Source organism: Chthoniobacterales bacterium (genome assembly GCA_039930045.1).
GTDB lineage: Bacteria > Verrucomicrobiota > Verrucomicrobiia > Chthoniobacterales > DASVRZ01 > DASVRZ01.
Map to the genome: position 1 here is coordinate 206,733 of JBDSQB010000016.1, position 14,178 is coordinate 220,910.

Below are 14,178 nucleotides of genomic sequence, written 5' to 3' on the forward strand. Positions count from 1 at the left end.
TTTCCCCCTCTGCAAATGCCAACGCGGCACCATCTCCTAACCATTGCCCTCGCAGCATTGTTAACATCGCCGCTGCTGGCGGTGAGCAATCGCAGCACGAGCGGTTCGCAGCAGTTCACCGTTACCTGCGCCGACCGCAGCCTGCGGCAAAATCTCGCGGGTGCTTTCGACGATGTTAGACGCGGACTTTTCACCGAGCTGGGCATCCAGTTGGGTGCTCCCACGCAGATCGATGTTAACATCACTCCGCGCAAAATTGTCGAGTACAACGCCAGCACCTGGAACATGCGCTGGCTCGACGCGCCGAACGGTGCCCGCGTGCAGCTCGACATCCTCGTCGATGACGACATGCGCGAGCAACGCCTCCAGGAACACATTGTTAGTGCACTTCTCCTAACCATTAAATATCGCGACAATCCACCAGTCGGCGGCCAGATGTATTCCGAGGCTCCGGCATGGTTGGTGGAGGGACTTTCCGAAAAAATCCGGCTACAAACGCGGGAGCCGGATGCAGCGCTGTATCGCGGGCTGCTCAACGGCAAGAGCGTGCCCGATCTGGTGAGTTGGATGAAAGTCGATCCGGCGAAACTCGATACGACTTCGCTGGGTATCTACCGCGCCTACGCCTGCTCGCTGCTGAATTATTTTCTGGATGAACCCGGCGGAAACAAGAAGCTCACCGAGTTTCTCCAGAAGGCTCCGACGGATTCCAGTGGAGCTATCGACTGGCTGGCGAAGGCGTTTCCTAACATGGGCGCTGGCGGCAAGAATCTTCCCAAATGGTGGTCGCTCAGCCTCGCGAAATTGTCTTCCTCCGATCGCTACATGGCTTGGTCGGGTCAAGCCACCAACGACGCGCTGGAAAAGATGTTAGTCGTGAATTTTTCGCAGAATGGCGAGGCGAAAAAGTTCACGCTCGATGAATACCAGGACTTCCTCAAACTCCCGGAAAGTCGTCCCGCGCTCGCGATGTTAGGCAACGATCTGGCCCGGCTCTCGATTCACGCGCACCCGCTTTTTCGACCGGTGGTGAGTGGTTATCAGGACGTTCTCGACCGAATGCAGCGTGGCAAATTAAAAAATCTCGCGGGCAAACTGGACGAGTTGCAGCAGCTTCGCGCGCAACTCCACCAGCGGCTGCAAGACGTGAGCGATTATCTAACGTGGTTTGAGGCGACGCAGGCCGCGCAGCAGGGGCCGGGCGAGTTTGATGGTTATTTCCGGCTCATGCAGACGCTCCACGCTGCGCGTCCGCCGAGCCGGGAACCCATCGGACGCTACCTCGATGCGATGGAAGCCGAGTTAAAAAACTAGCTGCAGTTCATCCGGGCCGGGCAGCTCTCGGCACAAAGAAACTTGGCGAAACCGGCTCCTGTGCTACCCTTCACGCATGGAAACTCCTGTCATCACTGCCTACGTCAAAACTCAATGCGGCTGGAGCGGCGGCGTTCGCGCCATCCTCGCCAAATACAATCTCGCTTATACCGAAAAAGACATCATCAAGAACCCCGCCTTTCGCTGGGAAATGGAGCAAAAGAGCGGTCAGCCCCTCTCGCCATGCGTCGAAATTAACGGCGTCATGCTCCCCGATATTTCCGGCGAGGAAGTGGAGCGTTACCTCCTGCAAGAGGGACTCGTGGGCGAAAATAACGCACCCGTTGGAGTGCCGACGAACGCCCCCTGCACCGATGAGCAGCACGCCGCGATGCTGAACGTAAAGTTCTAGCCTTGCCGCTGTCGTCACAGTTTGGATCAGTCTGGAGCCGGGTAAAGCACTGGCCGTTCGTCTGGGTTTTTGTCATCGCCATTGCGCTGCAATTCATCGGAGAGCGGTTTCCGTTTTCGCCGTTCCCGATGTATTCCGGCTTCTCGAAAGAGACGACCGTGCTCTATGTGACGGATGCGAAAGACGAGCCGCTGGCGATCAAAAAGGTCTTCCGTCTGGACGCGTCAAAGGTCAAAAAAGCCTACAACAAAGCCCTCATCGCCATCTGCAAAAAGAACGGTCGCGACGATGGCGATGCCACTCCCGCCGACGTGCAGGCGGCCGGAAAATACATGGTGGAATTTCTCCCGACGCAAGCACGCGGGGAGGCGATGGAAAAGAAATTGCGCGAGGACGGGCTGCGGCTGTATCGCATTTCTTTTGAGATGACCAAGGCCGGCATCAGCCAGTCCACTGAACTCGTGGGGGCATCCAGATGAAACTGGCCTTGCGCGATACGGTGGTGCGCTATGCGTCGTGGGAGACGTTTTTCATGCGGCTGTTTGTGCTCTGGCCGTGCTGGAGTCTGATCGAGCGGCAGGTCGTCGCGGTGCAGCCGACTCCCAATGGACTGGCGCATTTCATGAACCTCACATTTCTGGCCAATCCAGCGGTGCAAAACGGCGTCATGATTGCGTTTTTTGTCGCCGGTTTTTTCTACGTGATCGACCGGCTTGCCATCCCGGCACTGGCCATTATCACGGGCATTATGATTGCCAAAGGGACGCTGATTAACTCCCAAGGCGCGATCAACCATTCGTTGCAACTTCTCACGCTCGTGATGCTGACCCAGCTCATTGTGCAGGTCGTCGCGGCGGTGAAAAAATGGGCTCAGTCCGAGAAGCAAATCCAAGCGATGCATTGGGTCAAGATCGTCATCGCGGCCAGCTACGTGTCGTCGGCCTTCGTAAAACTTTTCGCCAGCAACGTCTTCTGGGTCGCCCGCGTGCCGTATCTCGCGCTGCAAATCATCAAGTCGAACTTGCAGGCGTATTACACCGATCTTGAGCCGATGGCGACCGGCTGGGTGGCGGAGTTTCCCTATTGGGTCGCGAGCCATCCGAATCTGGCCCGCGTCTTTTTCAGCGGCGGCCTGCTCTTGGAATTGTTCGCATTTCTCCTGCTTATCAACCGCCGCTGGGCGCTCGCGATGGGAGCGATCATCCTCATTTTCCACGAGTCGATCAGCTTCCTGATGAACATCGATTTTAAGAACCACGTCTGGATCGTGCTCATCTTTTTGATCAATGTCCCGTGGTTGTTGTATCAGGCTTGGCGCTGGGGCACCGGGCGCAAAAGCCTGCCCGAGCTCTCATGAAACGCGGCTGGTGGCTGCTGCTCTTTGCCGTCGTCGGTCTCTGGCTGAACACACGGCAGAATCATTTCCCATTTTACTACCATCCCGATGAGGTAAAAAAGGTGGACCAGATTCTCAGCGGCGAGCGGAATTTCAATCATCCGCTCCTCATGCTGAATGTGGTGGAACTCGCCTGGAAAGCGCAGGGAAGTCCCGCAGATCGACAGAGAGTGGTGGAACTCGGACGTGAGACGTCGGCGGTCTTTTGCGTGATCGGGACTTTGGCTTTTATGCTCGCCGCGTGGCGCTGGCGCGGACCACTGGCCGGAGTCGCTGCGGGTGCGTTCCTAACCTCCCATCAGCAAGTCTTCGAGCTGGCGCACTACTTCAAGGAAGACCCTGCGCTCTATGCCGGAGTTGGGCTTTTTGCGTGGGCGGCAGTGGCGTTTTATCAGCGCCCAACTTGGACTAAGCTCGTGCTGCTGGCCGTGAGCCTGGCCCTCGCGGCATCGGCCAAATATCTCGGAGCCATTCTGATCCTGCCCGCGCTGGTGCTAGTCTGGTGCCGTCCCATTCCCGACCGAAAAAAGCTCGCACAAATTGGCATTTTGCTGGCGCTGGTCATTGGCGGTTTTGTCCTCATCAACCTCCCGATTTTCTTCAGGCTGGATATTTTCGAAGCCAGCTTCGGGAAGGAAATGAACTGGGCCGTGAGCGGTGAAAAAGATGTCACTCGCTCGGTGCCGCATTCGCTTTACCTGAATATTTTCGTCGATAACACCACGCCTTTGATCTGGCTCTTGCTGGCCGCATTTGGGTTCCATTTGTTTCGGCGCAAACCAGCGGATCGCTTCCTCACCTGGTGCCTGTTGGGAACGCTGCTTGGCTGGATGATTCTGCTTTCGTTTTCGCCCAAAACGAATGACCGCTACTTCCTGCCGCTGACGGGTTTGATTGCCATCCTGGCCGCCGCTGGATTCGCTTTTCTCGCGGCGGAATGGAAGGAAAATCCCAAGCTGCGCTGGCTGCCCTATCTGCTCGTCATCGCAGCGGTTGGCTGGGAAATCCAGAAGACGCAAACTTATCTCGCCGCTTTTGCTGTGGATGATCGAGTCGAGCTGGTCGCGTGGATCGACGAACACATTCCGGCCACAGAAACCATCGGCTACGACACCAAAGTGAACCTGCCCGACATCGAGGTGTATCACGATCTGGCGCATCCTTTGCCGCATCGCTTGCTGAGGAAATTTTACGCCGCCGATCTTGGCACGCCGGAGTATTTCGAGCGCGAAAAAATTCGCTATCTCATCATCACCGAATCGGCTTACGGCCGATTCTTTCTAACCTCATTGAAGGCCAAAAAAGGTCAGTCATCCGAATTCGAGCGCCGCACGGCGTTCTACCAAAAATTGCGCGAACAGCCACCGCTCTGGAGTCGTCCGCGCTCCACCGTGCTCTACCTGCATCCGGGGCTGGAAGTCTATCGTTACGAGCCGGCTAGAACTGAAAATAAATAAAGTCGCTCGTGATGTTGTTCGACGCGATCAAAGTCAAAGCCAACAGCAGAATCGCGAGTGCCGTCTGACCCGCCCAGACTGGCCATGTGGAAGATTGTGGCAGCCATATCTTGATGCGTTTTTCCAACAAGGCGTGAACGATTAGCGGCACTCCAAACAGAATCGCCGCCATTGCAAAAAAGCCGCCGATTCGCCAGTCATCGACGGTGGCTTTCCAGGGAGATTGTTGCAGATGCTGCCAAAGTCGGGCGGTGTTTTGTTCGCGGAAAAGTAGCCAGCCAATGTTGACGATGAGAAAGGTTAGAAGCCACTTGGAGGCGATTGTAAAACTGCCGGTCGCTTTTGCCCAACGCGGGGCGGCGAGATCGATCCAGCGCCAGACAACGAGCGCCAGTCCATGCCAGGCACCCCACAGGATAAAGTTCCAACTCGCGCCGTGCCAGAGGCCGGAAAGCAGGAAGGTGATGAGCAAATTTCTTACAATTTTTGATTCCCGGCAGCGCGAACCACCGAGCGGAATAAAGACGTAATCGCGAAACCATTTGCTCAGGGAAATGTGCCAGCGATGCCAGAAATCACCCGGACTGGTGGCGGCGTAGGGGTGATTGAAATTCAGCATCAGATCGAATCCCAGCAGCTTCGCCACGCCGCGCGCGATGTCGGTGTAAGCCGAAAAGTCGGCGTAAATCTGCACGCAAAAACAGAGCGTTCCCGCCCAGACTAAAGGGAAACTCGGATCGCTGAGGGCGAAGGCTTTGTTGCAATAAATCGCCACATTGTCGGCGATGACGCGCTTTTTGAAGAGGCCCCAGATGATGAGAAAAAGTCCGTTGCGAGCTTCAATCCAATCGAAGCGGCGTTGTTTTTCAAACTGCACCAGCATGTGCCCGGCGCGCTCGATCGGACCCGCGACAAGCTGGGGAAAAAAGCAGAGGTAACTCGCGTAATCGAGCAGCCTGCGACAGGCCCTGATCTGGCCGCGATAGACATCGACGACATACGAGCAACTCTGAAATGTGTAGAAAGAAATTCCCACCGGCAGCAGCACCTGCCAGTGCGGAGCGGTCCAATCGAGGCCGGCGATATGGATCAAACTCCCGAGGTTTTCGACGAAGAAATTGCAATACTTAAGCGAGGCCAGCAGACCGAAGTTGGCGGTGAGAATGAGCCCGAGAAACCATTTTTTGCGAGCCGGATGATCTTCGATGGCGCGGGCCGCGAAGAAATCCAGAAAGGTCGTGATGACTAACAAAATCACCCACCAATGCGTAATGTAGCCGTAGAAGAAATAACTCACCGCGATGAGAAACGCGTTCTGCAATTTCCGTCCCAGCATCCAGTAAATGCCGAAGACAACGACGAAGAAAACGAGGAAGTCGATGCTGTGAAAAATCATGGCAGAAGAGGCTGCATCCGCTGCCAGAAATAGTTCGTCCACCACGGCTTGGCTGTCTCGGAAAGGTGGTCGCCGTCCTGATACATCGACAGAGTGATCGAGGCGTCGTTCGTTTCATCGAAGAACACGCAATGCCGGCTCGCCATCCACTTTCGCAGGTTCGCAATGTAAGCCGTCATCTCCTCGGATTGCGGAGTGATGTTGTTAGGACCGGGCCGGCATTTCACCCGAAAAAAAACCAGCGGAGTTCCATTCTTATCTGCGAGATCTACGATATGCGGGAGAAAGGATTTTTCCGGCGACGGATCGAAAATTCGTGGGCGCCCATCCTCCGAATTATCCACGGAGGAATCTTCCGCAGGCAGTTCTGCGGCGAGATCGGAGCGCAGCGAAGTCAGATTGAAACGCTTCTCCATGACGGCCTTTCGGTCGTCTTTTTTTTCACCAAAGGCGGTGAAGTCGAGTGCTAGATTTTCGAGTCGGGCGTGAAACTGCGCCGAGGCATTTTTGGAATAAAAAAGCCCGTTGGGTTCGACCAGCCAGCGGCGGGTCCAGGCGATTGCATCCCATGGTTTCGGCGGGTCGGGCAGGAGCAGTTTAGTGACGAGTTTGTCTTCGCCCAAGCGCACGCGATCGAGGTTGGCTTGATACAAACCATCGACGCGAAAACGCGGCCAGGTGAGATACTGATTTCGGAAAATGAAAATGACGGCTCGCGGTTTGACGCCCGATCTAACAATCACGTTTTTGAAATAAAGATACCACGCCGCCGAACTTGCTCCGCCGCGTGCGTAGAAGAAAAATCGTCGTCCGCTCAGTTGCGAGATCGGCTCGGGGTCCATCCTCGTCGTGAGCATGGAATCGCCGACGACGATGTAATCTGGGTGCGCGTTTTTGAGGTCGGCGATTTGTTCCGCCAGCTTGTCGGAGACGACATTTTCGGAGGCGAGATTGCGTTTGTTGGCGAACTGCCGAAACATGGCGAGTCCGCCCAGCGGCACCAAAATAAGAAAGGCGACGAGCTGCCAAAAAGAGCGGACTCTCATTGATCTGGAGCGATCTGATAGAGGCGAATGCCGGGGTGAAGGTAAATGATTTCGCCGACGGGACTTTCCCAAACGGGGTTTCCGGTGGCGAAAAGTTCCCGATAAAAGGAGGCGCGCCGCTCGAACTCGGCTTGTTTTTCTGAGTTGGGTTTAAGTCCGTTGAAGAAACGATTGTAGGTCTGGCGGGTGACGGCGACGTAGCGGACGTTTTGTTTTCTGAGTGTGTCGAGCGACCCGAGATCGGCGACGAATTCGGAGTTGAGAATCTGGCGATTTTTCCAATGAGGATCGGAGAGAAGATCGACGCGCTCATCCTGCGCAATGATGGCGGCGGGAGTGGTTTTTTGGTCGATCCATTGGCGCAAACCGCCGCGCGCGTCGGTGGAGAAGTCAGCGTAAAGATGTTGCCAGACCGAAAAGCTGGCAACGGCCCCTGCCATGACGGCGACGAGGGCGATCAGCGCGAAAATAAGCCGGGTTTTTATCTGCCATGATTGGCGCATGATCAGGCCGGGAGCGAGGCCAGCGAGGAATGAAAACAAGGTCGTCGCGGGAAGGACGTAACGTGTGGCGGTCTTTGGCGAAAACGAAAGCAGCGCGAGAAAAAAGAACGGAAAAAGCAGTGTGAGAAGCTGGGTGGCCGTGCTTTTTTTCCAGGCGACTAACATCGCAATGGAAGTCAGCCCCAAGCCAGCCCAGATGCCGATGGGAGTAATCTCGTGCAGTTTCGCCAGATAATAGGCGTGCGGCACGTCGCGACTGAGGCCGCGATGTCCGCCGGTGGCCCCGTTCATTTCGCGTCCCAAACCGTTACTAAAATCGATCCAGTGTCGGAGCAATGGCCAATCGACAATGATGATTGTGATGACCAATCCGCCGAGAAACCAAAGGAGGAGCCGGGCACTGTTTTGGCGGGATTTCAGAATGAGGAGCGGGAGGACAAAGAGCAAAATGATCGCTCCCAGATATTTGCCAGAAATGGCGAGAGCGGAGGCGACGCCGAGCAATGCGGCTGTGGTGGGACGCGGTGTTTTCCAAAAAACATCCAGCGCCAGAAACGTCGCGGAGAGACCGAAAAGCAGCGCCGCATCTTCCTTGAAATAATGAGCCAATTCGAATCCAAGTGGATTCAAAACGAGCAGGATCGCCGCGCCCCAGGCCGAAGCCCAGCCGCCCCAGCGCCCGGCGAGAATGGTCAGCGCGACGACCGACAAAGCGGTAAAACTCGCCGAAACCCAGCGCCCGGCGATGGCAGCGTTGAGCGGATTTTTTTCCATCAGCCCGGAATGATACGCGGCGCTCGTCGTGGTGAGGAGAAGCAGCGGGTGGAAAAAATTACGTCTTCCCGACACGATCTGGCGCACCTTGGTGTCCTCATCGGGGTGATAAGTGTAGGGAAAAGTATTGTGCCGCGTGCAGACGACGAGTGTGGTGAGGCCGACGAGAACCAGGAAAATCAGCAGCCGCCAGGACGGACGAGCAGGGGAGGTGGATTCGAGCAGCACACGTTCAAAATAGTTTTTCGCAGGTTCTTGGCGAGCGCAAATCTGAGTGGGTATATGCTGGTCAAAATGGGTGGCAGACGGCATTTTTAGCGGCTCACTCATGAATTTGTCTCTTCCGCTGGTCGGCCAAAAACTGGATGCCGCAGTTGCCGCCCTCGATGCGCTCGGAAAAAAAACGACCCGGCTTGCAGTCGAATGGAACTCGCGTTGGACGAAGCCGTGGATGCGCTGGGCGGAAATCCTGGCTGCGCTGGCACTGGTCGCGGTGAGCTGTTTTTACCTGTACCAGATCGCGCAAATCATGGTGACGAATCCGCTGCAAGGCGACGAGGTGGGCACGATCAAGACTTTCAGTTCCAAGGGTGCCAAATACGTGGCGACCCATTATGGCGTGGCGAAAAACCACATTTTCTTCAACCTCCTAAACGCTTGGACCCCGCATTCCAAGGATTACACGCCGTGGCGCGGACGCTTCTGGTCGTTCGTGGCTTTTGCGGCGTTGCTGACCTTGGCGCTGCGATTTTTCCTCCGGCGTCAATGGATTTTGGAAGGCGCGTTATTTTTCTTTTTCTCGACCACCAGCCAGAAAATGCTGGAGACGAATCTGGCAGCGCGTGGCTATGGGCTGCTCGCTTTTTTCACACTGACGGGCTGTCTGCTCGTGCATCGTTATTTCGAAAAACCCGGCTGGAAACCCGCCGCCTGGCTCTGCGTCTGCGTGACGCTCGGCACTTACACGATGCCGCATTACATCCTCTATGGCGGCGTGTTAATTTTGCTGCTTTTCCTGCGCACTTGGGACTGGCGGGTGTGTCTGCTCGGCATCGCCACGGTCATCGCGATCGGCCTGCTTTATGCGCCAGTGCTCAGCCAACTCTCCGCCGTGGTGGGAAAATATGCGGACACTTACGGTGAGTCGTATCCCGATTTCAACGCAGTTTACACCACCATCAGCTATTATTTATTGCAGCAAAAACCCTGGGTTGTTTTCGCAGCTCTGATGGGAACCGGGTTCGCTCCATTTGTCCTCTGGCCACGAACGGATTCCACCGCCAAGCCACTCCAAATTTTGGTCGTCGCCGCGTTTCTTTTCCTCGTGATTTGCCTCAAACTCGAAACGCCGCGCCTCCGCACCACGGACTTCGTCACCATTCCATTGCTTTTCACCGGCGTGCTCGCGGCTGGACGAATTTATCGGTGGGAACACATTTCGAGTCTGCGTCCGCTGCTCGCGCTGGCCTGCGTGGCGCCGCTGATTTTTAGCACTTGGACACGCGCCAACGACTTCCATTTTACTCCCAAGGAAAACTACCTCGGTTCCGCTCAAATCATTCGCGCCATCTTCCCAGCGGGCGTCGCGGTGCACGTCAACGAGCGACCCGACAAACTCCAGCACACGCTCCCGGCGGGTTACGTGAGTCCAGTTCCATTTGACTCGGAAGCGTGGAAACGCGGGGAACTTGTCATGCTCGACTCGGACTTTCGCACGACGGAACGCTTCGCTCCAACCGGCGTCAGCGCGGACGCCATCGAGTTGCGGGTGAAGCAGGCGAAGGGTGGCTATCAGGCTGTTTCCTTCGTGCCTCCGAATAACGATTTGCTCGTTTGGACGCAAAACCAGCCGGGGCAAATCGAGATTAAAATCAAACCCGGCCCGCCGCTTTATTCGATCAACATTCTCACCGAAAAAACTCGCGAGGCTGGCGAATGGCAGTTTGAAAACGAGAGAAACCTCGCCAAAAAAATCCAGAGTTTTCCGTCGCAGAACGGCACGCTTTACACCATCACGGGCATTGGCAAGCCGCCCGTTTCGCTGCGGTTGCGGCTCAATCCACCCGCCAATGTCCTGCGAATCTGGGCCGTTCCCGGCAAATGAATTCCGATAAAGATGCAACTCGCCTCTGGCTGCTGCTCTGCCTGCCGGCACTGATTCTGAGCGCGGTGATTCGCTGCACGCTGCTGGCAGGCTGGCGCGACGGATTTTATTTTGGACCCGACTCCGAAGGCTATTGGCGCGGCGTTTACAGCTTCTTTCATCACGGCGGATTCGACGTCGCCTCGAAACGCTCCTGGGGTTATCCGGCCCTGCAATTGCTCTCGCCGTTTGGCCCGCTCAGCCCCGGCTTCACGGCGGCTCTGATCCAGCATTTTGTCGGCTGGATCGCGATTTTTCCGCTCGCAGCTATCGTGCGACGGCTGATCCCCGAATGGCGTTGGTTCGTAGTTCCGATCACGGTCGTCTTTGCGCTCGATCCTCTGCTGGCGTTCTGGGAACACATCCTGATTGCCGATTCGCTGCTCGTCACCCTCGGGCTCGCCATTGGCTGGGCGGCGCTGGTTTACTGGCAAAAACCAAGTTGGAAAATAGGCGCGCTGGTTCTCGGTTTGATCTTTCTCTCGATGTCCGTGCGCCCGGTCGGTCGCGCGCTCTGGGCGGGCTTTCTGCCGGTCATTTTACTGGCATCGGGGCTGCCTTGGAAACAACGCGGGTTCCATTTCCTGGTGGCGTTGATTTTCATTTTTCCGGCGATCTCGCTGACCAAAGTAAAGCAAGGCGATGACCTCCTTTTCGGCTCCGTTTTTCCTTTCATTCCAACGACTGGCGGGAAACATGCCGAACTCAAACCTGAGATTGCGCCGCTGATCGAGGCCGGTCGCGCCAATCTCTGGCAGTTCGTGCGCACCGGGCAAAAAGAAGTCTTCGTAATGACGCTGGGCCAAAACCCTGAACACACGCTCGGGCCGAAATTTGCCGCTCTCGACAAGAAGACATTCGCCGTGGTCCGCCACGACCTGGCTCGCGAGGCGATTATGCATCATCCCTTTGGCTGCTTCCAGATTGCGATGCTGAAGATCTACTCTGTGTTGGCCAACGACGTAAAATCTCTCCGCATCCGCCCGGCTCGCTTCAACAGCATTCACTCCAAATTTCTGAGCGAGGGCAACACCCGGATCGCGCCGGATTTCGCCGCTTGGTTTTTGCGAGATTCCAGCGCCACCACGCCGGAAGGTATCCGCCGCATCCTCGACGATCGAGTGCAACCCGGCTCACTCGGGCAGCTCTACATCCGCGTCTTTCCGTGGCTGGAAAAACATTTCATGCTGTATCATTTGAAGTCCTCTCCGACTCTTCCCGCGCCCAGCTCGGTCGTGCCGCTGGTGCTGTTTCTGGTCGGAATCGTCGGCTGGTTTGCGCTGCGGCTCGGCAGTGGACTTATCCCACTGCTTTCGCTGAATGCAGCCTATCTCGGCCTCACGTTTGGGGTCGGCCGCGCCGTGCAACGCTACCGGCTTCCGTCCGAATACTTCTTCATCCTCGGCATTTTCCTGGGCATCCTCGTGCTCTGGCGGATCGGGAAAAATTTTCATCCCCGGTAATGGTCTCTAAACTCATCTCACCAGCACTTTTGCGTCGGTTGTTCTTCTTCGTTGTCGGCGGCCTGGTCAGTTTTCTGCTCAACCTGATACCCTACAAACTGCTCACACTCGAGTTCCATTGGACTCACAACCCGGCCTACGCCGTTAGTCTCACATTCGTCACGCTGCTGATGTTCTTCTGGAATTACCGGGTGAATTTTCCCACCACCAGCCTCTGGCACGACTGCGCCTGGCGTTACCTGACCGCGACCGCCGTGGCTTGGACGGCCAATTTCCTCCTCGTCGGCTGGTTGAAAGCGCATCTCGTCGTTGCCGCCGCCATTTTTGTGGTGGGTTTTGTCATCGCGCTTTTTAAGTTTGTCCTCTACCACAGTTGGGTCTTTCCTCATCGCCCGACCACCAACGAACTGCCGACCTTGTGAACACCACGCCTCTTTCCCAGCTTTCCGTCACCGTCCTCATTCCGGCTTACAACGAAGTCGATGCCCTGCCGGAAACCGTCGCCGCTGTCTCGGCCCACGCGCATTTGCTGGCGAATCTGGAGATCATCGTCATCAACGATGGCTCGAGCGACGGCACGGCGGAGGTGGCGGCGCGGCTGCCCGTTCGCGTGATCAATCATGAGACCAATCACGGTTACGGCGCATCGCTCAAGGACGGCCTGCGCGAGGCGAGTCACGACTGGATCTTGATCATCGACGCCGACGGCACCTATCCCATCGACCAGATTCCCCGGCTGCTCGAGGAGAGCGACGGTTACGACATGGTCGTCGGGGCGAGAACGGGGGAAATCGTCCAGGTCCCACTCTTGCGGCGTCCCGCGAAATGGATCATCACCCGGCTGGCGGAATATCTCAGCCAGCGGAAAATCCCCGATCTCAACTCCGGTCTCCGCCTCTTCCGCAAGGAAATCGCGATGAAGTTTTTCTCGCTTTACCCGGACGGGTTTTCGTTCACGACCACGATCACACTCGCGATGCTCACCAATCGTTATCGGGTGAAATTTCTCCCGATCAATTACCTGAAACGCATCGGCAAAAGCAGCATCCGGCCCATTCACGACTTCGTAAATTTCACCCTGCTCATCATTCGTATCTGCGCCTACTTCAAGCCGCTGAACGTCTTCATTCCCCCGTCGTCGCTGCTCATTCTTCTGGGCCTCATCAAGAGCGTCATCGACTACAATCACCAGGGACATCTCGGCTTGCTCGGGGTCAGTCTCGTGCTGACCGGTATTCAAATGCTCTTCATCGGACTGCTCGCCGATCTGGTCGATCAGCGGATGAAAATGTAACTCGACACGTCATTCTCCGAGGTGAAGAAGCGACTTTTCTTTTAGCCAGTTGGTAGGATGGTATTTACACCAAATGGAAAAGCCTCCCCATGGAACCCAGCCTTTGAAGGTGCCTCCGGTTTTTGTGCCGACGGTGGTGCCCGAGCGCGAATGGGTGCCGATCCAGACGCGCAAAAACGGGTTTCGCCCGAAGAGCCTGGAAAAGCCGCCGCTCCGACTCACCCCAGCCGTGCCGGACGGGGAACATCAGCCGCTCATCTTGCCGGGCAACACCCGCGATTCCCTGCGCAGGCGCACTCATTTTCAACAATTCCCATCGATGTCCGACATACTCCACACTACCAAATTCGTTGACGCTGCCACCCAGCACATCCTCAACCACGCCGCCCGGGCCATCGTCGAACGCGGTCGTTTTTTCCTCGCCCTCAGCGGCGGCAGCACACCCAAGGCGATCTACCAAAAACTCGCCGACATCGCCCCCGACACCAGTCGATGGGTCATCACCTTTGGCGACGAACGCTGCGTGCCGCCGGACCACGCGCAGAGCAACTTCAAGATGGCCCACGAAGCCTGGCTGTATCGGGCCGACGCCACCGTTCTGCGCATCAAAGCCGAACTCGACCCCGCCGCCGCCGCGCAGGATTACGAGGCGCAGCTCGACGCCTTCCCCGACTTCCGACACGACCTCATCCTCCTCGGCATGGGCGACGACGGCCACACCGCCTCGCTCTTCCCCGGCAGCGAAGGACTCCAGGAAACCCAGCGACGCGTCATCGCCAATTTTGTCCCCTCGCTAGGCGTCTGGCGGATCACGCTCACCTTTCCATTTATCAACGCCGCGCGGAGCATCGTCTTTTTGGTAAACGGAAAATCCAAACAATCGCTCGTGGAATCCATCCTCCGAGGCGGCACGGATTATCCCTCCGAACGCATCACGCCGACCGACGGCCAGCTCCTCTGGCTCCTCGGCGAATAATTGT

Annotated in this window: 13 protein-coding genes; 10 read left to right on the forward strand and 3 right to left on the reverse strand. The window is 56.6% G+C overall.

The window, feature by feature from the left end; genetic code table 11:
- The first annotated feature begins 15 nt into the window (after window positions 1-15).
- The 5 genes from ABIT76_12460 (at window position 16) to ABIT76_12480 (ending at window position 4,579) form a co-directional block, all read left to right on the forward strand.
- A complete protein-coding gene (locus ABIT76_12460) occupies window positions 16-1,314 on the forward strand; it encodes a hypothetical protein (protein ID MEO7933959.1) in 1,299 nt (432 codons plus the stop codon).
- Between the two features lie 76 nt (window positions 1,315-1,390).
- Window positions 1,391-1,726 carry a glutaredoxin gene (locus ABIT76_12465; protein ID MEO7933960.1) on the forward strand — a complete coding sequence of 112 codons (336 nt, stop codon included), beginning with the start codon at window positions 1,391-1,393 and terminating at the stop codon, window positions 1,724-1,726.
- Between the two features lie 2 nt (window positions 1,727-1,728).
- Window positions 1,729-2,205, forward strand: coding sequence for a hypothetical protein (locus ABIT76_12470; protein MEO7933961.1), 477 nt, complete (start codon window positions 1,729-1,731; stop codon window positions 2,203-2,205).
- Window positions 2,202-3,083 carry a hypothetical protein gene (locus ABIT76_12475; GenBank protein ID MEO7933962.1) on the forward strand — a complete coding sequence of 294 codons (882 nt, stop codon included), beginning with the start codon at window positions 2,202-2,204 and terminating at the stop codon, window positions 3,081-3,083. Before ABIT76_12470 ends, ABIT76_12475 begins: the two co-directional genes overlap by 4 nt.
- Window positions 3,080-4,579, forward strand: a complete 1,500-nt coding sequence (locus tag ABIT76_12480; GenBank protein MEO7933963.1) for a glycosyltransferase family 39 protein — start codon at window positions 3,080-3,082, stop codon at window positions 4,577-4,579. The genes ABIT76_12475 and ABIT76_12480 overlap by 4 nt, the downstream gene beginning before the upstream one ends.
- On the opposite strand, the gene ABIT76_12485 is transcribed toward ABIT76_12480, so the two are convergent.
- From ABIT76_12485 to ABIT76_12495, 3 genes are read right to left on the reverse strand one after another with little or no spacing between them, the layout of a single operon-like run.
- The gene (locus tag ABIT76_12485; GenBank protein ID MEO7933964.1) at window positions 4,560-5,975 is read right to left on the reverse strand and encodes an MBOAT family O-acyltransferase; all 1,416 of its coding nucleotides are present in this window, start codon (window positions 5,973-5,975) and stop codon (window positions 4,560-4,562) included. The genes ABIT76_12480 and ABIT76_12485 overlap by 20 nt on opposite strands.
- Entirely contained in the window at window positions 5,972-7,021 is a 1,050-nt protein-coding gene (locus ABIT76_12490) for a hypothetical protein (GenBank protein MEO7933965.1), read from the reverse strand. The genes ABIT76_12485 and ABIT76_12490 overlap by 4 nt, the downstream gene beginning before the upstream one ends.
- Window positions 7,018-8,526 carry a phospholipid carrier-dependent glycosyltransferase gene (locus ABIT76_12495; protein MEO7933966.1) on the reverse strand — a complete coding sequence of 503 codons (1,509 nt, stop codon included), beginning with the start codon at window positions 8,524-8,526 and terminating at the stop codon, window positions 7,018-7,020. Before ABIT76_12495 ends, ABIT76_12490 begins: the two co-directional genes overlap by 4 nt.
- Before the next feature lie 100 nt (window positions 8,527-8,626).
- Between ABIT76_12495 and ABIT76_12500 the strand changes: the two genes are divergently transcribed.
- The 5 genes from ABIT76_12500 (at window position 8,627) to pgl (ending at window position 14,174) form a co-directional block, all read left to right on the forward strand.
- Window positions 8,627-10,402: a hypothetical protein gene (locus tag ABIT76_12500; protein MEO7933967.1), complete on the forward strand. Its 1,776-nt coding sequence runs from the start codon at window positions 8,627-8,629 to the stop codon at window positions 10,400-10,402.
- A complete protein-coding gene (locus ABIT76_12505; protein ID MEO7933968.1) occupies window positions 10,399-11,904 on the forward strand; it encodes a hypothetical protein in 1,506 nt (501 codons plus the stop codon). The genes ABIT76_12500 and ABIT76_12505 overlap by 4 nt, the downstream gene beginning before the upstream one ends.
- Window positions 11,904-12,326: a GtrA family protein gene (locus ABIT76_12510; GenBank protein MEO7933969.1), complete on the forward strand. Its 423-nt coding sequence runs from the start codon at window positions 11,904-11,906 to the stop codon at window positions 12,324-12,326. The genes ABIT76_12505 and ABIT76_12510 overlap by 1 nt, the downstream gene beginning before the upstream one ends.
- Window positions 12,323-13,198 carry a glycosyltransferase family 2 protein gene (locus ABIT76_12515; protein MEO7933970.1) on the forward strand — a complete coding sequence of 292 codons (876 nt, stop codon included), beginning with the start codon at window positions 12,323-12,325 and terminating at the stop codon, window positions 13,196-13,198. Before ABIT76_12510 ends, ABIT76_12515 begins: the two co-directional genes overlap by 4 nt.
- A gap of 73 nt (window positions 13,199-13,271) precedes the next feature.
- On the forward strand, window positions 13,272-14,174 hold the full coding sequence (gene pgl, locus ABIT76_12520) for a 6-phosphogluconolactonase (protein ID MEO7933971.1): 903 nt from the start codon (window positions 13,272-13,274) through the stop codon (window positions 14,172-14,174).
- Window positions 14,175-14,178 lie beyond the last annotated feature (4 nt).